Origin of the sequence: Mycobacterium farcinogenes (assembly GCF_019739075.1) — a bacterium.
Taxonomy (GTDB): Bacteria; Actinomycetota; Actinomycetes; order Mycobacteriales; family Mycobacteriaceae; genus Mycobacterium; species Mycobacterium senegalense.
Genome location: NZ_CP081673.1, coordinates 4365451 through 4388801 on the forward strand (window position 1 = coordinate 4365451; position 23351 = coordinate 4388801).

Annotated in this window: 21 protein-coding genes, 2 tRNA genes and 1 pseudogene; 8 read left to right on the top strand and 16 right to left on the bottom strand. The window is 67.3% G+C overall.

Annotated features, from left to right (window positions below; translation table 11 throughout):
- Positions 1 to 15 precede the first annotated feature (15 nt).
- Genes K6L26_RS20765 through K6L26_RS20775 form a run of 3 tightly spaced genes read right to left on the bottom strand, consistent with a single transcriptional unit; the run spans position 16 to position 4609 of the window.
- Positions 16 to 723 carry an HNH endonuclease family protein gene (locus K6L26_RS20765; RefSeq protein ID WP_221851425.1) on the bottom strand — a complete coding sequence of 236 codons (708 nt, stop codon included), beginning with the start codon at positions 721 to 723 and terminating at the stop codon, positions 16 to 18.
- Positions 720 to 2969: an ATP-dependent DNA helicase RecG gene (gene recG, locus K6L26_RS20770; RefSeq protein ID WP_064894570.1), complete on the bottom strand. Its 2250-nt coding sequence runs from the start codon at positions 2967 to 2969 to the stop codon at positions 720 to 722. The genes K6L26_RS20765 and recG overlap by 4 nt, the downstream gene beginning before the upstream one ends.
- Entirely contained in the window at positions 2969 to 4609 is a 1641-nt protein-coding gene (locus K6L26_RS20775; protein WP_221851427.1) for a DAK2 domain-containing protein, read from the bottom strand. The genes recG and K6L26_RS20775 overlap by 1 nt, the downstream gene beginning before the upstream one ends.
- Positions 4610 to 4868: 259 nt before the next feature.
- On the opposite strand from K6L26_RS20775, the gene rpmB reads away from it, so the two are divergent.
- Together rpmB and K6L26_RS20785 are read left to right on the top strand one after the other, a co-directional pair.
- Positions 4869 to 5063 carry a 50S ribosomal protein L28 gene (rpmB, locus tag K6L26_RS20780; RefSeq protein WP_003881125.1) on the top strand — a complete coding sequence of 65 codons (195 nt, stop codon included), beginning with the start codon at positions 4869 to 4871 and terminating at the stop codon, positions 5061 to 5063.
- 214 nt (positions 5064 to 5277) lie between these two features.
- Positions 5278 to 5493: a hypothetical protein gene (locus K6L26_RS20785; protein ID WP_076212587.1), complete on the top strand. Its 216-nt coding sequence runs from the start codon at positions 5278 to 5280 to the stop codon at positions 5491 to 5493.
- A gap of 3 nt (positions 5494 to 5496) precedes the next feature.
- Here K6L26_RS20785 and K6L26_RS20790 read toward each other — a convergent pair whose 3' ends face one another.
- A complete protein-coding gene (locus K6L26_RS20790) occupies positions 5497 to 6207 on the bottom strand; it encodes a uracil-DNA glycosylase (RefSeq protein WP_221851429.1) in 711 nt (236 codons plus the stop codon).
- A 24-nt stretch (positions 6208 to 6231) separates the two neighbouring features.
- Positions 6232 to 7215: a thiamine-phosphate kinase gene (locus K6L26_RS20795; protein WP_221851431.1), complete on the bottom strand. Its 984-nt coding sequence runs from the start codon at positions 7213 to 7215 to the stop codon at positions 6232 to 6234.
- Between the two features lie 106 nt (positions 7216 to 7321).
- Between K6L26_RS20795 and K6L26_RS20800 the strand changes: the two genes are divergently transcribed.
- Together K6L26_RS20800 and K6L26_RS20805 are read left to right on the top strand one after the other, a co-directional pair.
- Positions 7322 to 7564, top strand: coding sequence for an Lrp/AsnC family transcriptional regulator (locus tag K6L26_RS20800; protein WP_036388265.1), 243 nt, complete (start codon positions 7322 to 7324; stop codon positions 7562 to 7564).
- Positions 7565 to 7574: 10 nt separating this feature from the next.
- Complete coding sequence (locus K6L26_RS20805) at positions 7575 to 8138, top strand: DUF3515 domain-containing protein (protein ID WP_221851432.1); 564 nt, start codon at positions 7575 to 7577, stop codon at positions 8136 to 8138.
- Between the two features lie 4 nt (positions 8139 to 8142).
- On the opposite strand, the gene K6L26_RS20810 is transcribed toward K6L26_RS20805, so the two are convergent.
- From K6L26_RS20810 to K6L26_RS20820, 3 genes and pseudogenes are all read right to left on the bottom strand, one after another.
- On the bottom strand, positions 8143 to 9264 hold the full coding sequence (locus K6L26_RS20810) for a D-alanine--D-alanine ligase family protein (protein ID WP_019348116.1): 1122 nt from the start codon (positions 9262 to 9264) through the stop codon (positions 8143 to 8145).
- Between the two features lie 61 nt (positions 9265 to 9325).
- Positions 9326 to 10432 carry a cystathionine gamma-lyase gene (locus K6L26_RS20815; protein ID WP_085141138.1) on the bottom strand — a complete coding sequence of 369 codons (1107 nt, stop codon included), beginning with the start codon at positions 10430 to 10432 and terminating at the stop codon, positions 9326 to 9328.
- 29 nt (positions 10433 to 10461) lie between these two features.
- A pseudogene (locus K6L26_RS20820) lies at positions 10462 to 11461 on the bottom strand (NAD(P)H-dependent glycerol-3-phosphate dehydrogenase).
- Positions 11462 to 11525: 64 nt separating this feature from the next.
- Between K6L26_RS20820 and cofC the strand changes: the two are divergent.
- Genes cofC through K6L26_RS20835 form a run of 3 tightly spaced genes read left to right on the top strand, consistent with a single transcriptional unit; the run spans position 11526 to position 15399 of the window.
- Complete coding sequence (gene cofC, locus K6L26_RS20825) at positions 11526 to 12194, top strand: 2-phospho-L-lactate guanylyltransferase (RefSeq protein ID WP_221851434.1); 669 nt, start codon at positions 11526 to 11528, stop codon at positions 12192 to 12194.
- Between the two features lie 22 nt (positions 12195 to 12216).
- Complete coding sequence (locus K6L26_RS20830) at positions 12217 to 14424, top strand: RNA degradosome polyphosphate kinase (RefSeq protein WP_019348112.1); 2208 nt, start codon at positions 12217 to 12219, stop codon at positions 14422 to 14424.
- Positions 14425 to 14466: 42 nt separating this feature from the next.
- Positions 14467 to 15399 carry an 8-oxo-(d)GTP phosphatase MutT1 gene (locus K6L26_RS20835; protein WP_221851437.1) on the top strand — a complete coding sequence of 311 codons (933 nt, stop codon included), beginning with the start codon at positions 14467 to 14469 and terminating at the stop codon, positions 15397 to 15399.
- Positions 15400 to 15461: 62 nt separating this feature from the next.
- Here K6L26_RS20835 and K6L26_RS20840 read toward each other — a convergent pair whose 3' ends face one another.
- From K6L26_RS20840 to leuC, 3 genes are all read right to left on the bottom strand, one after another.
- Entirely contained in the window at positions 15462 to 16106 is a 645-nt protein-coding gene (locus K6L26_RS20840) for an HU family DNA-binding protein (protein WP_064894552.1), read from the bottom strand.
- 215 nt (positions 16107 to 16321) lie between these two features.
- Positions 16322 to 16915, bottom strand: a complete 594-nt coding sequence (gene leuD, locus K6L26_RS20845; protein ID WP_019343116.1) for a 3-isopropylmalate dehydratase small subunit — start codon at positions 16913 to 16915, stop codon at positions 16322 to 16324.
- Between the two features lie 22 nt (positions 16916 to 16937).
- The gene (gene leuC / locus K6L26_RS20850; protein WP_019343117.1) at positions 16938 to 18392 is read right to left on the bottom strand and encodes a 3-isopropylmalate dehydratase large subunit; all 1455 of its coding nucleotides are present in this window, start codon (positions 18390 to 18392) and stop codon (positions 16938 to 16940) included.
- Positions 18393 to 18510: 118 nt separating this feature from the next.
- Between leuC and K6L26_RS20855 the strand changes: the two genes are divergently transcribed.
- Positions 18511 to 19212, top strand: a complete 702-nt coding sequence (locus K6L26_RS20855) for an IclR family transcriptional regulator (protein WP_036388277.1) — start codon at positions 18511 to 18513, stop codon at positions 19210 to 19212.
- A gap of 254 nt (positions 19213 to 19466) precedes the next feature.
- Here K6L26_RS20855 and K6L26_RS20860 read toward each other — a convergent pair.
- The 5 genes from K6L26_RS20860 to K6L26_RS20880 all read right to left on the bottom strand — a co-directional run bounded on the left by K6L26_RS20860 (position 19467) and on the right by K6L26_RS20880 (position 23293).
- Positions 19467 to 19539: transfer RNA gene (locus K6L26_RS20860), tRNA-Glu, on the bottom strand.
- A gap of 68 nt (positions 19540 to 19607) precedes the next feature.
- Positions 19608 to 19682, bottom strand: a tRNA-Gln gene (locus K6L26_RS20865).
- Between the two features lie 142 nt (positions 19683 to 19824).
- Positions 19825 to 21291, bottom strand: coding sequence for a glutamate--tRNA ligase (gene gltX / locus K6L26_RS20870; protein ID WP_221851438.1), 1467 nt, complete (start codon positions 21289 to 21291; stop codon positions 19825 to 19827).
- A 9-nt stretch (positions 21292 to 21300) separates the two neighbouring features.
- A complete protein-coding gene (locus tag K6L26_RS20875) occupies positions 21301 to 22077 on the bottom strand; it encodes a fumarylacetoacetate hydrolase family protein (protein ID WP_036388280.1) in 777 nt (258 codons plus the stop codon).
- A gap of 37 nt (positions 22078 to 22114) precedes the next feature.
- Entirely contained in the window at positions 22115 to 23293 is a 1179-nt protein-coding gene (locus K6L26_RS20880; protein ID WP_109748950.1) for an alpha/beta hydrolase family protein, read from the bottom strand.
- Between the last annotated feature and the right edge of the window lie 58 nt (positions 23294 to 23351).

Sequence of the window (23351 nt, forward strand, 5' to 3'; positions counted from 1 at the left end):
AATCCGCGCGGAGCGTCAACCCACCGGGCAGGTTGCGGCCGCCTCGCGCAGGACACCTGCCGAGGCCGCGTCGACCGGAAGCGCATAGCCGCGTAGCACCTCGGCGAACTGCACCGCGTATTGGCACCAGAACGCGCGGTTGGGTGGCATCCAGTGGGCGGGTTCCTGGTCTCCCTTGTCCTGATTGGGTTTACCGGCAACCGCGAGCAGATTGGCCGGGTCGTTGGCGAAACGGAGTCGCATATCGTCCGGCCAGTCCCTGGCCCCGAGATCCCACGCCAACGCCAGCGGCACGATGTGGTCGATCTGTACCGAGGCGCCGGTCTGATTGCCGCGGACGAATGACACGACCGCGTTCGTGTACGGATCGTGCAGTGTGCCCGTCGCCACTGCGGTCGGGCACCGCTTGATCGCGACGAAGGTCTTGTCCACCAGGTCGCGGTCGAGGATGTCGTTACGGGTGTCGCAGCCGTTGTGCCCGCCGGGCGCACTGTTGTCGTCGTCCCAGGATTCGCCGAACGCCGCACGACGGTAATCGTTGCCGCGCACCCGCACCGGAATCTGCGGCACGCCGGCCAGCAGGTCGATGCCGGCTGCCACGGTGGGCGGCTGCGCTTGAGCGACGAACCGCGCGACGTTGTGCGTCGACGTGGTCACCTGAACGGCCACCACCACCGCGAGTGCGACGGCCGCCACCAGCCACCACACCCGTCGGTTCGTCATGACTTGTCCAGGTACTCGACCCGGTCGGTGTTCACGAACTGCGCTGCCAGCAGATCCATTCCGGGATCGTGCGGGCTCTGTTCGTACCGTCGCTCGCAGAACTCCCTGGCCTCCTGGATCACTTCCAGATGATCGCGCAGCGATAGGAAGCGCAGGTTGATGGCGCGTCCGGACTGGTTGAGGCCCAGCACATCTCCCTCCCGACGCTCATCGAGGTCGAGATCGGCGAGTGCGAAACCGTCCAGGGTCGCCGCCACGGCCTTGATCCGCTCACCTGCCTTGGAGGTCTCCGGCAGGCGGGTGGCCAGCAGGCACAAGCTGGGATGCTGCCCGCGACCGATCCGCCCGCGCAGCTGGTGCAGCTGGCTGACGCCGAACCGGTCGGCGTCCATCACCACCATCATGGTCGCATTGGGCACGTCGACGCCGACCTCGATCACGGTGGTGCACACCAGCACATCGATCTCGCCGGCTCGAAACAGCCCCATCACCGCGTCCTTCTCATCACCGGATAACCGGCCGTGCATGAGCCCGAGCCGTAAGCCAGACAGCGGGCCCGTACTCAACCGGTCGAACAGGTCGATCACGGTGATGGGCGGAGGGCCGCCGCGGTTGTCGTTCTTGTCGGCGGGTTTGTCCGATTCGTCGATACGGGAGGCCACCACGTAGGCCTGCCGGCCGGCGTCGACCTCCTCGCGAATCCGGGCCCAGGCCCGGTCCAGCCAGGACGGCTGCTGTGAGACGAAGATGGTGTTGGTGGCGATGGGTTGCCGACCGCGGGGCAGCTCGCGCAGCGTCGACGTCTCCAGGTCGCCGTACACCGTGAGCGCCACCGTGCGCGGAATCGGCGTGGCCGTCATCACCAGCAGATGCGGAGTCAGGCCATCACGTGCCTTGGCGCGCAACGTATCCCGCTGCTCCACCCCGAAGCGGTGCTGTTCGTCGACGACCACCATGCCCAGGTTGTGGAACTCGACGGCCTCCTGCAGCAGTGCGTGCGTGCCGACGACGATGCCGGCCTGCCCCGACGCCACCTGGGCGCGCACCGCGCGCTTCTGCGGTGCCGTCATCGACCCGGTGAGCAGCGCGACACCGGTTGCCGTCTCGGCACCGCCGAGTTCCCCCGCCATCGCCAGCGGCCCCAGCACGTCACGGATCGAGCGCGCATGTTGGGCCGCAAGGACTTCGGTGGGTGCCAACAAGGCGCATTGATAACCCGCGTCGACCATCTGCAACATCGCCAGCACCGACACGATGGTCTTACCCGAACCCACCTCACCCTGCAGCATCCGGTTCATCGGGCGGGTCGAGGTCAGCTCGCCCGAGATCACCTCCAGCACTTCGGATTGTCCGGCAGTCAACTCGAAAGGCATCCGGGCGCGCATCGCAGCGGCCAGTCCGTGATCGACGGGTGGTGCGGCAGGGCCGGATTCGCTCAGCTCGCTGTAGCGCCGGCCCACCAATGCCCACTGGAGTCCGATGGCTTCGTCGAATGTGAGCCGCTCCTGGGCGCGTTCGCGCTCGAGCGTGTTCTGCGCCAGATGGATCGCCCGCAGTGCCTCGTCTTCGGTCATCAGATTGTGTTCGCGCACAAAGGATTCCGGCAGCGGATCGGGAACCGGGTCGAGGACGTCGAGCGTCTGCCGCACACACGCGTAGATGTCCCAGCTCTGCACCTTGGCCGATGCCGGATAGATCGGGAAGAAGTCTCGCTCGAACTCGGCCAGCATCTCCTCCCCGGTAGCTCCCGATGCCGAGGCGATGGTTTTGAGCGACTTGGTCCCGATCTGCTTGCCAGACGGGGCGTTGAGGACCAGGAAGGCCGGGTGGTCCAACTGGAGGTTGTTGCGGAAGTACTTGACCTCGCCGGAGAGCATGAGCCGCGTACCGGTCGGCAACTTGTCGACCATCCATCCGGCGTTGAAGAACGTCGCCGTCACGGTGGGCCGATGCTCCCCCAAGGTGACCCGCAACCAGGTTCGGCTCTTCGGCCGGCCCGTCTTCTTGCTGAAGGTCGGCTTCATCTCGCCGGTTTTGGTTTCGGTGATCACCTCGATGAACGTGACGTGCTCGCCCTCTTCAAAGTCGAGAGCCTCGCCCTCACCACGCACTGACATCCCGTCGCTGTACTTGCGGGGATAGTGCCGCAGCAGATCGTTGACGGTGACGATGCCGAAGTGTTCTTCGAGAGGCTTGGCGGCGCGGGCGCCGAGCACGAAATCGAGACGGTCGCTGAGGCTGACCACTACTCCACCCCGATCAGCAGGGCGTCGCCCCGGTGGCCCGTGTGATAGGTGACCAACTCGGCGCCGAGGTGCTCGCGATGAACGTGCGCCTGCAGTGCCTCGCCCACCGCACCGTCCACACCATCACCGGTCAGCACCGTGATCAATTCTCCGCCCGCCACCATCAGCAGGTCGATCAATCCGGCTGCGGCCGTGGTGATATCAGACCCCACGATCAGCACCTCGTCGCCCGCGATACCGAGCCCGTCGCCCGGCTTGCAGGCACCCGCCCACGTCAGCGCCTCTTCGCTGGCGATCCGCACCGTCCCGTGCCGTGCGCCGGCGGCCGCCCGCGCCATGGTGTACCCGTCATCGACGGCTTGTCTGCTCTCGTCGTGGACCGCCAGCGCGGCCAGACCCTGCACCATCGACCCGGCCGGCACCGGCACGACATCGATACCGCGCCCGATCGCCGCCGTACAGCCGGCCACCAGCTCCTCCGCGGCCACATAGCCGTTGGGCAGCACCATGATCTGGGCCGCCCCCACGTCGATCAAGGCACGCAACAACTGCTGTGCGCTGATGGGTTCGTCCGCCTTGGGCCGCAACACGTGCGCTCCCTCGCCGGAAAACAATTCGACGCCGCCGTCCCCGTCGACGACAGCCAGCACGGCCCGCTCACGGGCCCAGCCCCCCGCCGGAGTGAGGCCGGGGCCCACCGTCAGGGCGGTGATCTGGATGCGGCTCAGCGTCCCGACCGCCAGCCCGGCCTCGACCGCGGCCCCGGCGTCGTCGAGGTGGACGTGCACCGAGTACTGGTCGTTGCCGGAAGCGGCGATCGCGACTGACTCACCCATCTGCTCGAGCGCCGCCCGTAACCCCTCGACGGCGGGAGCGCCACAGCCCGTCAGCAGATACATCACCTCGAACTGCGGTGGGGCGTCAGCGACGGCAAGGTCGGCCGGCGCCGGCGGAGCCTGCGGTGAGGACGGTGTGTACACCGGCCGGCGGGGCGCATGCCCCACCAACGTCGCCGTCATCGCGTCGAGCAGAACCAGCAGACCGCGCCCGCCCGAATCGACCACACCGGCCTTGGCCAGCACGTCGAGTTGCTCCGGTGTGCGGTCCAGCGCGGTGGCCGCGGCATCACCCGCGGCCGCGGCCGCGTCAGCTACGTCGCCGCCTTCGGCCGCGCAGCGCTCGGCAGCCTGGGCCGCGGCCTCCAGCACCGACACGATGGTGCCCGGTACGGGCTCACCCATCGACGTACCGGCCAGGGCGGCGGCATGGCGCAGCGCCGCGCCCAGCAGCGCGGCGTCCACCATGGGCAGATCCCCGTCACGCCGGGCCGCCGCGTTGGTGATCGCCTCGGCCAGACCGAGCAGAATCTGCGACAGGATCACCCCGGAGTTGCCGCGGGCCCCCTGTAACGCGCCGGCCGCCAGCGCGCTCGCCAGCGCCGGAATGTCCCCGTCAACCGGTTCGGCGTCGATATGCGCCCATGCCGAACGCATCGTGAACAGCATGTTTGTCCCGGTGTCGGCGTCGGCCACCGGGAAAACGTTGAGCCGGTTGATCTCGTCGGTATGGCTGATCAGGTCATCGACGGCGGTGTGGGCCCAGGCACGCAGTGCGGGGCCATCCAGCCGTCGAGCCGACATCGGACCTCCCAATCCCCATCAGATCCCACAGAATGGCGCGACCGCCCCCGCAGCCACCGCCGTGGGCGCCAGCCTATCGAGTTGTGGCGACACACTTGATCAGAGCACCGTCAGCTGTGGACAACCTGGCGTCGTGTTCACGGGCCGTTTTGGCGATCCCCTGAGGTCCCGGTATTCTGATCAGGTTGTCGGGCTGAGCCCCGCCGTTTCCGGCGAGCGGGCCCAGACCCCCAAGGACTGAATTCGAGGAGTTGTTGATATGGCTGCCGTGTGCGATATCTGCGGAAAGGCCCCGGGCTTCGGCAAGTCGGTGTCGCACTCGCATCGGCGGACCAGCCGACGCTGGGATCCGAACATCCAGTCGGTGCGCGCGGTCGCGCGTCCGGGTGGCAACAAGCAGCGCGTGAACGCCTGCACCTCCTGCATCAAGGCCGGCAAGGTCTCGCGCGGCTGAGGTCGCGCACCTCATCGTCTGCGCGACAATTCCGTTTATCTGAGGTCACGGCGGGGTATCTCCCGCCGTTATGACCCCATGTCGTGCATCACACACACCGCTCTATGCGTTTGCTGCTGCCGTCGCGGTCGGCTCGATATTGACCGCGTGCGGTGGCACCGCCTCCGAGGACGATACGACCACGTCGGAGAGCCCTACAACCACCGAGGCGCCCGTGACCTCGGAAGGCCCGGCCACTGAAACCGAGACCACGGTGATCGAGACCCCGGTATCGCCCGGGCCTGCATCGCCGCCGGCCGAGATGCCCGGCCCGCCGACCGAAGGCGACGGCGACGTGACCGTACAGATTCCGTCACCGGGCATCCCTTCGCCCCCGCCGGTACCGGCCCCGCCGGCCATCCCCGCCCCGCCGGCAGTGCCGATGCCCTGATTCTCAGGGCAGCCGCCAGTCGATCGGGTCGGCACCCTTGTGCTGCAACAGCTCGTTGGCACGGCTGAACGGGCGCGATCCGAAGAAGCCGCGCGACGCCGACAGCGGCGACGGATGCGGCGATTCGATCGTCACGCAGTCGCCTTCGGCCAGTAGTGGTTTCAGCGTGGACGCGTCACGGCCCCAGAGCACCGCCACCAACGGTTGATCGCGGGCGACCAGCGCCCGGATGGCACACTCTGTCACCGCTTCCCAGCCCTTGCCGCGATGGGAGGCCGGAGCGCCGGGAGCCACCGTCAGCACCCTGTTGAGAAGCATCACGCCTTGTTCGGCCCACGGCGTGAGGTCACCGTTGACCGGCGGCGGGTAGCCCAGATCCGCGGTGTACTCGGTGAAGATGTTCGTCAGGCTGCGCGGCAGCGGTCGGACATCGGCGCCCACCGAGAAACTGAGGCCGACAGCATGCCCCGGCGTCGGATACGGATCCTGACCGACGATCAGCACGCGCACCTTGTCGAACGGAAAAGTAAAGGCGCGCAGGACATTCTGACCGGTAGGCAGATAGCGTCTGCCGGCCGCCAGTTCGGCCCTGAGGAACTCCCCCATCTTCGCGACGTGCGCGCCTACCGGCTCGAGTGCGCGGGCCCAGCCGTCCTCGACCAGTTCATTCAGGGGACGTGCACCTGTTGAATTGGTTGTCGCATCCGCAGTCACAGAAAGCCAACTTAGCCTGACTGCTCAGTCAAACGATTGCCATCCCGCACGACCCGCCCACGGCGCGCCGTCCACGAGCACCGCGGCCGGGCCTTCGAGCACTCGGCCGATGGCGCGCCACCCGGGGGGCACCGCGCCTGGGAACGTCGCCGCCAGCGCGTGGTCCTCACCGCCGCCGAGCACCCACTCCCACGGGTCGGCATCCACTGCTGCGGCAGCCTCGGCCACCACCTGCCTGTCGCCCTCGAGAAAGCCGCGGTCCACGTCGATGCCGACCCCCGAAGCCGCGGCGATGTGGCCCAGGTCGGCGAGCAATCCGTCGGACACATCGGTCATCGAGGTGGCCCCCGCCTCAGCCGCCCGGGCGCCCTGCCCGTAGGGCGGCTGCGGGGTCAGATGCCGCTGCCGCAGTTCGGTGAACCGGTCGACGCCAGCGAGCAGCAGCGCGTATCCCGCCGCCGAGCAACCCAGCTCGCCGACCACCGCCACGGTGTCGCCGGGCTGGGCACCGCTGCGGCACACCGGTTCCCGCCCACCGAGATCGCCGAGCACGGTGACCGATATCACCCACAGCGGAGCGCTCACCAAGTCTCCCCCGGCGATGCTCGCGCCCAGCCGGCGCGCTTCGTCCCACAGACCGTCGGCCAGTTCCGCACTGGCGCTGACCGACGTCTCCGACGGTGCCCCGAACGCCACCACGAAGGCGGTGCTACGACCCCCCATCGCTTCGATGTCGGCGGCGTTCTGGGCGATCGCCTTGCGCCCGATGTCGTGCGGCGTCGACCAATCCAGCCGGAAATGGCGGTCCTGGATCAGCATGTCGGTGGAGACCACCGTGCGGCCGTCGGCCACCGTCACCACGGCTGCGTCATCGCCGGGGCCCAACGTCACCGCGTCGGCCTGCGTGCGGCCGGCCACCAAGCGGTCGATGACGACGAATTCCCCGGCTCCCCCCAGCGTGTCGTCGTTGTCGTCACCGGAACCGCTCCCGATGGTCTCGCCCGTCATGTGGCCTCCTGCCGGTCGGCTGCCGCGTCCTGAACCCAAACCCGACCTGCGGTACGTTTGGTGCCTGCGGCCAGCAGTTTATGCAGCGAGATGGAGGAGACAGCCGGTGGTGGAGGCTTACGTGCTGATCCAGACGGAGGTGGGCCGCGCCGAAGTCGTCGCCAAACAACTCGCCGGGCTGCCGGGCGTGGTGTCCGCGGAATACGTGACCGGGCCCTATGACGTGGTGTTGCGCGTGAGCGCCGAGACGTTGACGGCATTGCGGTCCGATGTGGTCCCCGCCGTACAGCAGGTGCCGGGAATCACGCGGACCCTGACCTGTCCGATCGCCCCGGCCGGGCACCCATAGAGTTGGTGGGGTGACCGACTCGCACGCCGCCGACGGACCGCCCCGGGCCTTGCTCATCGCGGCGGTTGTCGTCGCGGTCTCGGTGCTGATCACCGTCCTCGGCATCGCCGCGTCCCGGCAACAGTCCCCCTCGCAGCAGCCCGTGGCCATCCCGGCGATACCGGCACCCCAGGCCGACAGCAGCCAGTGCCAGGACCTGCTGGCGGCGCTGCCCGAGCAGCTCGGCGATTTCCGCCGGGCACCGACCGTTGACCCGACGCCGCCTGCCACCGCGGCATGGCGCGCCGAGCCGGACACCGAACCCGTGGTGCTGAGGTGCGGGCTGGAACGCCCGGCCGATTTCGTCGTGGGCACGCCGCTGCAGGTGGTCGACGAGGTCCAGTGGTTCCGGGTGGGCGAAGCCGGCCCGGCCGCCGATGATCAGGGCCGCAGCACGTGGTACGCGGTGGACCGCCCGGTGTACGTCGCGTTGACGCTGCCGGCCGGGTCCGGGCCGACACCCATTCAGCAGATCTCCGGCCAGATCGCCCGCACGATGGGCGCCCAGGAGCCGGCACCGGGACCGCCGCGCTGAAGGTTCAGCGCAAGCCGGTTCCGCGCGCGAGCGCGGTCTCGACCATCGCGGTCAGCAAGGTCGGGTAGTCGACGCCGCTGGCGGCCCACATCCGCGGGAACATCGAGATGGTGGTGAATCCCGGCATGGTGTTGATCTCGTTGATCACCGGCCCGTCGTCGGTGAGGAAGAAGTCGACGCGGGCCAGCCCCTGGCAGTCGATCGCGGTGAAGGCACGCACGGCCAACCGACGGATCTCCTCGGAGATCTCGTCGTCAACCTTGGCGGGCACATCCAATTCGGCTGCGTCTTCGAGGTATTTCGTGGCGAAGTCGTAGAAGCCGTCCTCGCGTCCGCGCACACCGGCCACCCGGATCTCGCCCACGGTGCTGGCTTCGATCCGGCCGTCGGGGAATTCCAGTACGCCGCATTCCAATTCGCGGCCGGGGATGGCGGCCTCGACGATCACCTTCGGGTCGTGGCGGCGCGCGAGTTCGATCGCCGCGGGCAGTTCATCCCACGCCGCGACCCGGCTCACGCCGATCGAGGATCCACCCCGGGCCGGTTTGACGAACACCGGCAGGCCGAGTCGTTCGCGGTGTTCGAGGTCGAGGGTGGATTCGCTGGGACGCAACACCACGAAGTCGCCGATCGGCAAGTTCTCGGCGACCAGAAGCTTCTTGGTGAATTCCTTGTCCATTCCCGCGGCGCTGGACAGCACACCGGAGCCCACGTACGGGATCCCGGCCAGTTCCAGCAGTCCTTGGATGGTGCCGTCCTCGCCGTAGGGGCCGTGCAACACCGGGAAGACCACGTCGACAGCGGCCAACAGCTCGCCGGGCCCGTGGCTCAGCGCCAGCAGCTGGCCGCTGCGGTTCGGAGCGGCGGGCAACGCGAGCTCGGTGCCGGATGTCTCGGTGACCTCGGGCAACCGGCCGTCGCTGATCGCGAGGGTCTCGGGGCTTCCGTCGGTCAACATCCACGAGCCGTCCGGGGTGATCCCGACGGCGACGACCTCGTACCGCTGCGGGTCGAGATTGCGCAGGATGCTGCCCGCCGACACGCATGAGATCGCGTGCTCGGAGCTACGCCCGCCGTAGACGACGGCGACGCGGGTGCGGGATCCGGTCTGATTGCGGGCACTCACAAACTAGAGAGGCTACCGTCCCGGGCGGTCCCTGCCTGTCGGCGCATCCTGACCTGGGGTTTCAACCGGCAAGGGCCTGCTCGACGTCCGCCAGCAGGTCTTCGGTGTCCTCGATCCCAGCCGAGATGCGGGCGAATCCCGCAGGAACCGGGTCACCCCACCGGGCTCGGCGGTCGACGGAGGTGTGGATTCCGCCGAAGCTGGTCGAGGCGATCAGCAGGGCGCTGCGTGCCACCAACGCGTGGACGGCGGCCTCGTCGGCCAGCTCGATCGACACCAGTCCCCCGAACCGCTTCATCTGGGCGGCGGCCGGCTCATGTGCCGGGTCTGTGGGCAGGCCCGGGTAACGCACCGAGCGCACCGCCGGATGCTTGCGCAGCATCAGCGCCAGCGCCGAGGCGTTCTGGCATTGCCGTTCGAAGCGCAGCCCGGCACTGCCGAGACTGCGCAGCACCAACCAGGCCTCGAACGCGCCCAGTATCGGCCCGGCCAGCAGCCGGTCCCGCTCGAGGGCGGCCATCAACTCGGGCTGGCTGCCCGCGACGTAGCCGGCCACCAGATCGCTGTGTCCGGACAGTGATTTGGTGGCGCTGGCCACCACCAGATCGGCTCCCAGTGAAAGCGGCTGCTGGCCCAGCGGTGTGGCGGTGGTGTTGTCGACGACCAGGGTCGCGCCACGCCGGCGGCAGGTCATCGCCAACCGGTGCAGGTCGACCACGTCGAGCCCGGGGTTGGCCGGCGTCTCGGCCAGCACCACATCGGCACGAGCAGCCGCCTCGCAGATATCGGCGATATTCGCCTCGATCACCGTTATGCCTTGTGGCGCAAGGTATTCGGCAGCATATCGGCGCACCTGATAGTAGCCGTCCGCGGGAACCACAAGTGTGCTCCCCGGCTTGGCGAGCACACGCAGGGCCGAGGTGATGGCGGCCATGCCCGAGCCGAACGTGAGCGCCCGCGCAGCTCCTTCGAGCTCGGCGAGCGCTGATTCCAGTTGCCGCCAGGACGGATTGGAGCTGCGGCCGTAGGTGTCCAGCGGCTCGGCTTCGTCGGGTGAGAGATGATACGCCGACACCGGGATCGGCGTCGGCGCAACCGGTTGCCCTGGAATCGGTTCCACACCAACAGCTTTGACACTTCGGGTGGAATCCCCGTAGAAGCTGTCCATTGGTGCTACCTCCTCGCTTCCGGAGGCCGTTACTCCGGTTTGGTGGTGCGTCCGAGCAGTCCCGCGACCGCCTCGTGAACCGACAATCCTTTGTGGCACACCCGATAAACGGCATCGGTCAACGGCATCTCGACACCGTAGCTGGAGGCCAGGGCCAGCACCGACTCACACGAGGCGACCCCCTCGGCCACATGCCCGGCTCCCGCGATCAACGCCGATTCCATCGTCCCGCCCTTGCCGAGCCGTTCGCCGAACGTGCGGTTACGGGAATGCCTGGAAGTACAGGTGGCCACGAGGTCACCGACACCGGCCAACCCGGCCAGCGTGGCCGGCGTGGCGCCCAGCGCGATGCCCAGACGCATCACCTCGGCCAGGCCGCGGGTGATGATCGCGGCGACGGTGTTCTCCCCCAGCCCCACCCCGACCGCCATGCCGCAGGCGAGCGCGATGACGTTCTTGCAGGGCCCCGCCGACTTCGGCGCCCACCACGTCGGCGTTGGTGTAGGGCCGAAAGTATCCGGTGGCCAGTGCGCGTTGCAGCGCCACCGCGCGGCCGGAGTCGCTGCAGGCCACGACGGTGGCCGCGGGCTGCTCGTCGGCGATCTCGCTGGCCAGGTTCGGCCCCGTCACCACCGCGACCCGGGACGGATCGGCTCCGGTCACCTGGACGATCACCTGGCTCATCCGCATGAGCGTGCCGAGCTCGATCCCCTTGGCCAGGCTCACCAGGGTGACGTCGTCACCGATCAGGTGCTTCCAGCCTTCGAGATTGGCCCGCAGTTGTTGCGCCGGAACGCCCAGCAACACCGTGCAGGCGCCCTCCAACGCCTCGGCCGGATCTGCGGTGGCGCGGATCGACGGCGGCAACACGACATCGCCGAGGTAGCGGCTGTTGCGATGATCGGCGTTGATCTCATCGGCAACCTCGGGGCGCCGGGCCCACATCGTCACCGGATTGCCCGCGTCCGCCAGCACCTTGGCCAGCGCCGTCCCCCACGCACCGGCACCCATCACCGCAGCCTTTACCACCCGCTCACCCTATCCCGGCGACCGCGTCGCTCGCCGGGACCGGCCGGGCTGGCAGGATGAACCCATGAGCGGCTCCCGAAGCGACAACGCCGCAGCAGCAACGCAGGCCGCTGACGTCTCCCTGGTGATCGCGGTGAAACGGCTGTCGGCCGCCAAAACCCGGCTGGCACCCATCTTCTCCGCATCCACCCGCGAGGCGGTGGTGTTGGCGATGCTCGTCGACACCGTCACTGCCGCGTCCGCCATCGCGCCGGTGACCGTGGTCACCCCCGACGACACCGCGGCTGAGGCCGCCCGGCAACTCGGTGCCGGAGTACTGGTGGACCCGACCCCGCCCGGCCACCGCGACCCGCTCAACAACGCCATCGCCGCAGCCGAGGCCGAACTGCGCTCCAACTCCCCGAATATCGTTGTTCTGCAAGGAGATCTACCTGCATTGCAGCCCCAGGAGCTGGCTGAGGCCCTGACCCTGGCGCGAGGCTATCCACGCAGCTTCGTCGGAGACCGGCACGGGACGGGAACCTCGGCACTGTTCGCGTTCGGCACTTCGCTGGCCCCGCATTTCGGATCCGATTCGGCTGCGCGCCATCGACACTCCGGTGCGATCGAGCTCACCGGCGCCTGGCCGGGCCTGCGCTGCGACATCGACACTCCCGACGATCTGCAGGCGGCCCGGCGCCTCGGCGTCGGAGCGGCCACCGCGCGCACCCTGGGCAGGCACGTCGGCAGGTAGCCGTGCACCCATGGGATAGGGAATGATCGGACAGATGAGCGAAGCCACCGAAGCCGAGCCGGGGACCCGATCGAACAACTCCCGACGGGACGCCACCTCAACCGCGTCGGTGCCCGCCATCGAGTCGGCGACACCCGAGGCACCACCGGCGGCCACCTCGCCGGCAGTGGACAACGCGCTACCGGAGGATCGGTATCTCAACCGCGAGCTGAGCTGGCTGGACTTCAATGCCCGGGTGCTGGCCCTGGCGGCCGACCCGTCCCTGCCGTTGCTGGAGCGCGCGAAGTTCCTGGCGATCTTCGCCTCCAATCTCGACGAGTTCTACATGGTCCGGGTGGCGGGCCTCAAACGCCGCGACGAGATGGGACTTTCGGTGCGCTCTGCCGACGGCCTGTCTCCGCGCGAGCAGTTGCGCCGCATCAACGAACGCACTCAGCAGATCGCCAACCGGCACGCCAACGTGTTCCTCAGTTCGGTGCGCCCGGCGCTGGCCGAAGAGGGCATCGTCATCGTCAACTGGGCTCAACTCGACGAGTCCGAACGCGCGAAGCTCTCCACGTACTTCCACGAGCAGGTGTTCCCGGTCCTCACCCCGCTGGCGGTCGACCCGGCTCACCCGTTCCCGTTCGTCAGCGGGCTGAGCCTGAACCTGGCGATCACGGTCAAGCATCCTGAGGACGGCGGCCAGCACTTCGCCAGGATCAAGGTCCCCGACAACGTCGGCCGCTTCGTGGAATTGAGCCCTCCCGCCGACGGATCGACCGTGGTGCGGTTCCTGCCGATGGAGGAACTGATCGCGGCGTTCCTGCCCGTGTTGTTCCCCGGGCTGGAGATCGTCGAGCACCACGCGTTCCGGATCACCCGTAACGCCGACTTCGAGGTCGAAGAGGACCGCGACGAGGATCTGCTGCAGGCGCTCGAACGTGAACTGGCGCGCCGCAGATTCGGCTCGCCCGTGCGGCTCGAAGTCTCCGACGACATGACCGAGAGCATGCTCGAGCTGTTGTTGCGGGAACTCGATGTGGCACCCGGCGATGTCATCGAAGTGCCCGGCCTGCTGGATCTGTCGGCGCTCTGGCAGATCTACGACGTGGACCGGCCCACGCTCAAGGACCGGCCTTTCGTGCCCGCCACCCCGCCGGCTTTCGGCGAACGCGAGACACCGAAGAGCATTTTCTCCACCCTGCGCGACGGAGATGTGCTGGTACATCACCCATATGACTCCTTCTCCACCACCGTGCAGCGCTTCATCGAGCAGGCCGCCGCCGACCCCAACGTGCTGGCGATCAAACAGACGCTCTACCGCACATCCGGTGACTCGCCGATCGTCAACGCGTTGATCGACGCGGCCGAGGCCGGCAAGCAGGTGGTCGCCCTCGTCGAGATCAAGGCCCGCTTCGACGAACAGGCGAACATCAAGTGGGCCAGGGCGCTCGAGCAAGCCGGGGTGCATGTGGTCTACGGGTTGATCGGGCTCAAGACCCACTGCAAGACCTGCCTTGTGGTCCGGCGCGAAGGCTCGACGATCCGGCGCTACTGCCACATCGGCACCGGCAACTACAACCCGAAAACCGCGCGCCTGTATGAAGACGTCGGCTTGCTCACCGCCGATCCCGACATCGGCGCCGACCTGACGGACCTGTTCAACTCACTGACCGGCTACTCGCGCAAGGACGCCTACCGCAACCTGCTGGTGGCCCCGCGCGGTGTACGCAAGGGCATCATCGAGCGCATCGACCGGGAGATCGCCGCCCACCACGAGGGTGCGGCAACCGGAATCCGGTTGAAGGCCAACGCCCTGGTCGACGAACAGGTGATCGACGCGCTGTACCGGGCCTCGCAGGCCGGGGTTCCGGTCGAGATCGTCGTGCGCGGCATCTGCGCGCTGCGCCCGGGCGTACCCGGGTACTCCGACAACGTCAGGGTGCGCTCGATCCTGGGCCGATTCCTCGAGCACTCGCGGATTATTCATTTCCGCGCCATCAACGAGTTCTGGATCGGCAGCGCCGACATGATGCATCGTAATCTCGACCGCCGTGTCGAAGTGATGGCTCAGGTCAAGGATCCGAGGCTGACCGCACAGCTCAACGAGGTGTTCGAATCGGCGATGGATCCGGCCACCCGATGCTGGGAGCTACGACACGATGGTCACTGGACGGCGCTGCCCCAGGAGGGGCAGACAGTTCGAGACCACCAGGTGTCGATGATGGAACGTCACCGACATCCCTGATCCCGCCCGGCCCCGGCCGGTGAATGACCTGCAGGAGTTGAGGTGTCGAAGGACAGCACGCCAGCAGCGACAACGGGCAACAAGCTCGTGCCGGCGGCCGGCGCCGTGTTGTGGCGCCGTGGCGAGGATGCCTCAGCCGTCACCGAGGTCGCCGTGATCCACCGTCCACGGTACGACGACTGGTCCCTGCCCAAGGGCAAGCTCGACCTCGGCGAGACCGAACCCGTTGCCGCCGTGCGCGAGGTTCACGAGGAGACGGGTTACACCGCACAACTCGGTCGCCGGCTGGGCTCGATCTCGTACGACATTCCCCAGGGAACCAAACGGGTCTGGTACTGGGCTGCCCGCGCGACAGGCGGCGACTTCGCCCCCAACGACGAGGTGGACAAGCTCATCTGGCTGCCGGTACCGGCGGCAGCTGATCAGCTGGTCTACCCGCATGATCGAAAAGTATTGCGCCGCTTCGTAAAACAGCCGCCAGACACCAAGACGGTGATCGTCGTCCGGCATGGTACGGCCGGACGGAGGTCTCGCTTCAAGGGCGACGACCGTAAGCGTCCGCTCGACAAGTTGGGGCGGGCGCAAGCCGAAGCGTTGGTCGCGCAACTACTGGCATTCGGTGCCACAACGCTTTACGCGGCTGATCGGTTGCGGTGCCACCAGACCCTGGAGCCCCTGGGCCAGGAACTCGGCGTGGACATTCACAACGAGCCGGCGCTGACCGAAGAGGCCTACGCCGACGACCACAAGACCGCTCGCCATCGACTGATCGACATCGCCGCGCGCGCGGGAACACCGGTGATCTGCTCACAAGGCAAGGTGATCCCGGGGCTGATTTCCTGGTGGTGCGAACGTGACGGCGTCCGCCCGTCCACGACAGGAAATCGCAAAGGCAGCAGCTGGGTTCTGTCACTGGTCGACGGTCGGCTCGTGGCCGCCGACCATATGTGCAGCCCGCTGTCCGCGGCACGTTAGACCGACACGAGAAAAGACACGTCGTGAGCTCAGTCACCGCTCACGACGTGCCTTTACCGTAATTACTTGCGGCCCTTCTTGGCCGGGGCCTTCTTGGCAGCCGCCTTCTTGGCGGGCGCCTTGGTCGCGGCCTTCTTGGCCGGTGCCTTGGTCGCGGCCTTCTTGGCCGGGGCCTTCTTGACAGCCGCCTTCTTGGCGGGCGCCTTGGTCGCGGCCTTCTTGGCGGGCGCCTTGGTCGCGGCCTTCTTGGCGGGCGCCTTGGTCGCGGCCTTCTTGGCCGGTGCCTTGGTCGCGGCCTTCTTGGCCGGGGCCTTGGTCGCGGCCTTCTTGGCCGGCGCCTTCTTGGCGGCGGTCTTCTTGGCAGCGGTGCGCTTGGCCGGACCGGCGGTCACGCCACGCTTGACCGCGGGACCGTCAGCCGGGAGGCGCTGCGCCCCAGAGACAACCGCCTTGAACTGTGCGCCGGGACGGAAAGCCGGCACCGAGGTGGGCTTGACCTTCACGGTCTCGCCGGTACGCGGGTTACGCGCCACCCGGGCAGCGCGGCGGCGCTGCTCGAAGACACCGAAGCCGGTGATCGTGACACTGTCACCCTTGTGCACCGCGCGGACGATGGTGTCCACAACGTTCTCCACCGCGGCGGTAGCCTGCCGACGATCGGTGCCCAGTTTGGTTGTGAGTACGTCGATGAGCTCCGCTTTGTTCATCCAAAACCTCCGAAACCAGTGGTCCTCCTTGGACCGACTAGAGGACACGGTAAACCCTGTGACCACTGATTTCCAAGAGCCACGCGCAATTTCAGGCGTAGCTAGCGAACATTCCGGCAATCCGCTTGCCCCACTTGGTCTCCGCCCGGCTGGGTCCAAAACCGGTTTGGCAGGCGGCGAATTCGGGTGCCGAAGCACCCGTACACGGCCCCGAATCAGGCCGGCAGAGTGCGCGGCTTCCAGGCCGGCCTGCGCTTCTCGTAATCCTCGATCGAAGAGAGTTTCCGCAGCGTAAGGCCTATATCGTCGAGTCCTTCGAGCAGCCGCCAGGCCGTGTAGTCGTCAATCCTGAACGGCACCACAACCGTTCCGGCGACGATATTGCGATCTTGAAGATTCACAGTGATTTCCAGGCCTGGATTCTGCTCGATCAGCTTCCATAACAGCTCGACATCGTCTTGGGCGACTTCTGCCGCCAATAGCCCGGCCTTGCCGGCGTTGCCGCGGAAAATGTCGGCGAAACGGGATGAGATAACCACCCGGAAGCCATAGTCCATGAGCGCCCAGACGGCATGTTCGCGTGAAGATCCGGTACCGAAATCGGGTCCGGCGACCAACACCGAGCCCTTGTCGAATGGCGGGAGATTCAGGATGAACGACGGATCCGAGCGCCAGGCGGCGAACAATCCGTCCTCGAAACCCGTTCGGGTGACCCGCTTCAAATAGACGGCGGGGATGATCTGGTCGGTGTCGACATTGGAGCGTCGCAGCGGGACGCCGATGCCGGTGTGAGTGCTAAAAGCCTCCATCGGGCTTCTCCTTTTGCTTTGCTTAGTGGGTTGCGGCGGGCAGATCGGCCGGGGATGCCAACTTTCCGCGCACGGCGGTGGCTGCGGCGACTGCCGGCGAGACCAGGTGCGTACGGCCGCCCTTGCCCTGACGGCCTTCGAAATTTCGGTTGGACGTCGAAGCGCAGCGCTGTCCCGGAGACAATTGGTCGGGGTTCATACCAAGACACATCGAGCAGCCGGCCTGACGCCATTCGGCGCCTGCCGCGGTGAATATGCGGTCGAGACCTTCCGATTCGGCCTGGGCCCGGACCCGCATCGACCCCGGCACGACGAGCATCCGCACGCCGTCGGCGACCTTCCGATCGCGCAGCACGTCTGCGACCACCCGCAGATCCTCGATCCGGCCATTGGTGCAGGACCCGACGAAAACGGTGTCCACGGCGATGTCACGCATCGCCATCCCGGGCCGAAGGTCCATGTAGGCCAAAGCCTTCTCCGCCGCCTGACGGTCGCCGTCGTCGCCGATCAACTCCGGATCCGGAACCGACGCAGACAGCGGGACACCCTGCCCCGGATTGGTGCCCCACGTCACGAACGGGCTCAACGTCGCGGCGTCGAGGTAAACCTCGGTGTCGAATTCGGCGCCCTCGTCGGTACGCAACTGGCTCCACGCGGCAACGGCGGCGTCCCAATCCGCACCCTTGGGCGCGTGCGGGCGACCCTTGAGGAACTCGAACGTGGTCTCGTCGGGAGCCACCATGCCGGCGCGGGCCCCGGCCTCGATGCTCATGTTGCAGATCGTCATCCGACCTTCCATGGAGAGCGCCTCGATGGCACTGCCCCGGTATTCGATGACGTGCCCCTGGCCACCGCCGGTACCGATCTTGGCGATGACGGCCAAGATGATGTCTTTGGCGCTCACCCCGGCCGGCAATACGCCGTCGACGTTGACCGCCATGGTCTTGAACGGCTTGAGGGGCAAGGTCTGTGTGGCCATCACGTGTTCGACCTCGGAGGTGCCGATGCCCATCGCGATGGCACCGAACGCGCCATGGGTCGAGGTGTGGCTGTCCCCACACACCACCGTCATGCCCGGCTGCGTCAACCCCAACTGCGGCCCGATGATGTGCACGATGCCCTGTTCGGCGTCACCCATCGGGTGCAGCCGGATGCCGAATTCCTCGCAGTTGCGCCGCAATGTCTCGACCTGGGTACGCGAAACCGGGTCTGCGATCGGCTTGTCGATGTCGACCGTGGGCACGTTGTGGTCCTCGGTGGCGATCGTCAGGTCGGGACGGCGCACCGGCCGGCCGGCCAATCGGAGGCCGTCGAATGCCTGCGGACTGGTGACCTCGTGCACGAGATGCAGGTCGATGTAGATCAGGTCGGGCTCTTTGGCCGCGCCCTCTCCCTCACCGCGCGCCACGACGTGGTCGTCCCAAACCTTTTCGGCCAGGGTGCGCGGCTTCACGGATGTCTGTGTCGATTGGTCCATCGCTACTTCTCGATTCGATTAACGGCAATGCGGGCTTGCATCAAGAGTCCGCCAGGGCTGGGCGGTACTGACGTCATCTCGCCTGTCATCTCACAATGCGAGACGTTAGTATCTCTCTGTGAGAAATGATAGCGGCATCGGCGTTCTCGACAAAGCCGTGGGTGTGCTGCACACCGTGGCCGAGTCACCTTGCGGGCTGGCCGAACTGTGCGAGCGGACCGGGCTGCCGCGGGCGACCGCCCACCGACTAGCCGCCGGGCTCGAAACCCACCGGCTGCTGGCCCGGGACGGGGACGGACGCTGGCGACTGGGCCCGGCATTGACCGAATTGGCCTCCCACGTCAACGATCCGCTTCTGGCGGCCGGCGCCGCGGTACTGCCCCGCCTGCGCGAGATCACGGGCGAGAGCGTGCAGCTGTACCGGCGAGAGGGTCAATCGCGGGTCTGCGTGGTGGCGCTGGAACCTCCGGCAGGGCTGCGCGACACCGTGCCGGTGGGTACTCACCTGCCGATGACGGCCGGATCAGGAGCCAAAGTGCTACTGGCGTATGCCGACGCAGCCACCCAGCAGGCCGTGCTGCCGGCCGCCAAGTTCACCGACCGCACACTGGCCGAGGTCCGTAAGCGCGGATGGGCGCAGAGTGCCGCTGAACGCGAACCGGGCGTGGCGAGCGTCTCGGCCCCCGTCCGCGACGGACGTGGCGCCGTGATCGCCGCGGTGTCGGTGTCCGGGCCGATCGACCGCATGGGCCGCCGGCCCGGCGCCCGCTGGGCCGCCGATCTGCTCGCCGCCGCCGACGCGCTCACGCGCCGACTGTGAGGCGAATCTCAATCACCCGGCGATTGGTTGTCACGCCAGTTGGTTGTCACGCCAGAGTGGCCGTCGAGCCCCAGCGCCAATCCAGCGTGACAAACCGAGCGGTCCGCCGTCGCCGACCCGGCCCAGATTCACCCGTCGTCACGCCAGAGTGACGTTCGACACCCACAGCCACTCTGGTGTGACAAAGGCAAGCGGGCCCGCACCCGCCAACGCAAAAGCGCCCAGTTCGTATGAACTGGACGCTTTTACCTCTGTACCCCCGATGGGATTCGAACCCACGCTACCGCCGTGAGAGGGCGGCGTCCTAGGCCGCTAGACGACGGGGGCTAGAACTTCCGGATGGTCAGCATAGCTTAGGCGGTCGTGCTCACCTAATCCGGCTGAACCGCTCCGGATGGCTGGGGTACCAGGACTCGAACCTAGAATGGCTGAACCAGAATCAGCTGTGTTGCCAATTACACCATACCCCATTAATTGCCCATCACCGCAGGTCACGGGCAATTTTTGGTCCGATCTGCTCGGCGGGGGCTTCCCCGCTTTGCTTTCCGGGCCGACGAGCAGACTACCAAAGATTTTCGGCTCTCTTTACCAAGGCCCGTCGCGCCCGGGTGTTCACAGCGCGGCGCGGGCCGCCCGTAACCGCTTCAGGCTGCGCTCGGCACCCAGCAGCTCCATCGACTCGAACAGGGGCGGGCTGATGGTCGCGCCCGTGACGGCGACGCGGATCGGTCCGAACGCCTTACGAGGCTTGAGCTCCAGACCCTCCAGGAGCGCCGTCTTGAGCGCCGCCTCGATGTTGGCGGTGTTCCACTCCCCGACGCCCTCCAAGGCGCTCAGCGCGGCGTCCAGGACCGGTACGGCCTCCTCCCGCAGTTCCTTGGCGGCGGCCTTCTCGTCGATCTCGTAGGAGCCGTCGTCGAAGAACTTCAGCAGCCCCCACGCGTCACCGAGGACGACGATGCGGGTCTGGATCAGTGCCGCGGCCTCGGCGAATGCGGCGTCGTTCAAACCCGTGTCGTGGCCGTGGGCGTCGAGATACGCACGCAGCCGGGCGGTGAAATCCTCAGGCGTCAGCAGCCGGATGTGCTCGGCGTTGATCGCATCGGCCTTTTTCTGGTCGAACCGCGCCGGATTGGAGTTGACGTCGGCCACGTCGAAGGCGGCCACCATCTCGTCGAGACTGAACACGTCGTGGTCGTCGGCGATGCCCCAGCCCAGCAGGGCCAGGTAGTTCAGCAGGCCCTCCGGCAGGAAACCGCGGTCGCGGTGCAGGAAGAGGTTCGACTGCGGGTCCCGCTTTGACAGCTTCTTGTTGCCCTCACCGAGAACACTTGGCAAATGCGCGAATTCGGGCACTCGCTCGGCCACACCGATCCGCATCAGCGCTCGGTAGAGGGCGATCTGGCGCGGTGTCGAGGGCATGATGTCCTCACCGCGCAGCACATGGGTGATCTTCATCAGCGCGTCGTCGACCGGGTTCACCAAGGTGTACAACGGATCTCCGTTGGCCCGCGTGATCGCGAAATCCGGCACCGAGCCCGCCGGGAAGCTCACCGGCCCGCGCACCAGATCGGTCCAGCCCAGATCCTCGTCGGGCATCCGCAGACGCAGCACGGGCTTACGACCCTCGTCGGCAAAGGCTTTGCGCTGCTCGTCGGTGAGCGTGCGATCGAAATTGTCGTAGCCCAACTTGGGGTTCCGGCCCGCGGCGTGGTGGCGAGCCTCGACCTCTTCCGGTGTCGAATAAGCCTCGTAGACCTCGCCGGCCTCGAGCAGGCGCGCGATCACGTCGCGGTAGATCTCGCTGCGCTGCGACTGCCGGTAGGGCTCGTAGGGGCCGCCCACCTCGGGGCCCTCGTCCCAGTCCAGACCCAACCAGCGCAGGGCGTCGAGAATGGCGGCGTAGCTCTCGTCGCTGTCACGAGCGGAATCGGTGTCCTCGATGCGGAAGACGAACGCTCCCCCGGTATGCCGGGCGTAAGCCCAGTTGAACAGCGCGGTGCGCACCAACCCGACGTGCGGGGTTCCGGTCGGCGACGGGCAGAACCGCACCCTGACCGGTCCAGCGGGAGATGTCATCACTTTCCTCTACTTCTTCTTGCGGACAACGGGATTGGTGAGGGTGCCGATGCCCTCGACGGAGACGCTCACGGTGTCCCCGTCTTCGATGGGGCCCACGCCCTCGGGGGTTCCGGTGAGGATGAGATCGCCCGGAAGCAGCGTCATCACCGCCGAGACCCACTCGACGATGGCGCCGATGTCGTGGATCATCAGCGAGGTCCGGCTGAGCTGGCGCACTTCCCCGTTGACCTCGGTGCGGATCTCCAGATCGGAGGGGTCGAGGTCGTTGACGATCCACGGGCCCACCGGGCAGAAGGTGTCATGGCCCTTGGCCCGCATCCACTGGCCGTCCTTGGCCTGTTGATCGCGCGCCGAGATGTCGTTGGCGATGGTGTAGCCCAAGATGTTCTCGGCCGCCCGCGCGGCGGGCACGTCCTTGCAGGGTCGCCCGATGACGATGGCCAGCTCACCCTCGTGGTGAACCGGATGGGCATCGGCCGGCAACTGGATCGGCACGTTGGGGCCGATGATCGCGGTGTTGGGTTTGAGGAAGATCACCGGATCCTCGGGGGCCGCCCCGCCCATCTCCGCGGCATGGGCTTCATAGTTCTTGCCCATACAGATGACCTTGCTGGCGAGGATGGGGGCCAGCAGCCGGACATCGGCCAGCGGCCAGCTTCGCCCGGTGAAGTTGGGGGTGCCGAACGGGTGCTCGGCGATCTCTTTGCAGACGGCATCGGCGCCGTCGCCTTCGACACTGACGAAAGCGACGCCGTCGGGACTGGCGATTCGACCTAAGCGCATTGGTCAAGCGTAGTTACGGTGCCGTGGACGATCGGTGTCAGCTCCCGTCGAACATCGCGGCGAGGAACGGCGTCGAATCCGGGACCGAGGCCATCACGGTGCCGGAGTGGTCTTCGTCGGGATAGACCTTGAGGGTGACGTCCTGCCCGTTTGCCCGCAACTGCTCGTCGAGTTGCAGCGACATGTTGGGCGGGACATCCCGGTCCTGCAGCCCGACGCCGAGGAAGATCGGCCGGTCGTAACCGCTCGTCGGGGTGCCGAGGTAGGCATCGAGGGCTTCCGACACTCCCGGCAGGGTGGCCAGCGGCGCACGGAAGAACCCGGTCGGCGTCATGGCCGTGAGCTGCTGGTCGAGCTCCGGTTTGCACAGCGTCTCGGCCTTGTTGACGGCATCGAGCCCGGCCGGGGTGAGGACACTGTCGACGTCGATGTCGGGGCGGGCCTCGCGGAACCCGGCGAGAATGTAGGCGGTGTAGCTGTTGGCGGCCGGCCCCAGGTTGGGCGGCAGCGCCATGTCGGGCCCGGCCTGTTTGACGACGCTCTCGACGTTGAACGGCGTGCCGGTGGCCACCACGCCGCGGTAGTCCAGACCGGTCCCCCGGCTGAACTCGGTGGCCCAGCGCGCACTGTTGACTGCGGCGCCACCTCCCTGCGACTGGCCGACGAGTGCCCACTTCGGCGACAACGGCAGGCCCATGTGGTGCATGGCGATGACGGAGTCGACGACGCTGTGGGCGGTGGCAACGCCGTTGAGGTAGCTCATGAGTCCCGGAGTGCCCAGCCCGGCGTAATCGGAGCCGACGACGGCGTAGCCCTGGTCGAGCCAGTGGGTGAGGTATTCCACATCCCGAGCGCTGCGCGGCTGGGCCGACGGTGCGCAGTCGTCGCCGAGTCCGACCGTGCCGTGCGCCCAGGCGATGGTCGGCCAGCCACCCTCCGGGGCCTGACCGTGCGGAAGGAACACCGCGGCGGTACTGAGCGCCGGCGAATCATGTTGATCGACAGTCGAATAGAGGATGCGATAGGCACTGGCCGCACCCGGCACCGACAACGCCGGGTCCAGCGGGACCGTCTCGATCAGGGTGCCTGCCACGGGAATCGGTGTGTCGAAGTGCCGTGCGTCCAGCCCTGACCAGTTCGGCGCGGCCGCCGTCGCGCTCGGCGCCGCCAGGAACCCACATATCAGCAAAACGGTTGCCGTCAACCACAACTTCACCGCCACAGCCTATGGCAGCGCTACTCGTGTCTCATATTATGAGACACGAGTTCAATAT

What these genes read in the sequence shown, in the direction of transcription:
- K6L26_RS20875 (WP_036388280.1), bottom strand. Translation starts at nt 22,077, where the DNA reads ATGCGCTTAGGTCGAATCGCCAGTCCCGACGGCGTCGCTTTCGTCAGT.
- K6L26_RS20815 (WP_085141138.1), bottom strand. Translation starts at nt 10,432, where the DNA reads ATGGACAGCTTCTACGGGGATTCCACCCGAAGTGTCAAAGCTGTTGGT.
- cofC (WP_221851434.1), top strand. Translation starts at nt 11,526, where the DNA reads ATGAGCGGCTCCCGAAGCGACAACGCCGCAGCAGCAACGCAGGCCGCT.
- K6L26_RS20840 (WP_064894552.1), bottom strand. Translation starts at nt 16,106, where the DNA reads ATGAACAAAGCGGAGCTCATCGACGTACTCACAACCAAACTGGGCACC.
- leuC (WP_019343117.1), bottom strand. Translation starts at nt 18,392, where the DNA reads ATGGACCAATCGACACAGACATCCGTGAAGCCGCGCACCCTGGCCGAA.
- rpmB (WP_003881125.1), top strand. Translation starts at nt 4,869, where the DNA reads ATGGCTGCCGTGTGCGATATCTGCGGAAAGGCCCCGGGCTTCGGCAAG.
- K6L26_RS20765 (WP_221851425.1), bottom strand. Translation starts at nt 723, where the DNA reads ATGACGAACCGACGGGTGTGGTGGCTGGTGGCGGCCGTCGCACTCGCG.
- gltX (WP_221851438.1), bottom strand. Translation starts at nt 21,291, where the DNA reads ATGACATCTCCCGCTGGACCGGTCAGGGTGCGGTTCTGCCCGTCGCCG.
- K6L26_RS20775 (WP_221851427.1), bottom strand. Translation starts at nt 4,609, where the DNA reads ATGTCGGCTCGACGGCTGGATGGCCCCGCACTGCGTGCCTGGGCCCAC.
- K6L26_RS20795 (WP_221851431.1), bottom strand. Translation starts at nt 7,215, where the DNA reads ATGACGGGCGAGACCATCGGGAGCGGTTCCGGTGACGACAACGACGAC.
- K6L26_RS20830 (WP_019348112.1), top strand. Translation starts at nt 12,217, where the DNA reads ATGATCGGACAGATGAGCGAAGCCACCGAAGCCGAGCCGGGGACCCGA.
- leuD (WP_019343116.1), bottom strand. Translation starts at nt 16,915, where the DNA reads ATGGAGGCTTTTAGCACTCACACCGGCATCGGCGTCCCGCTGCGACGC.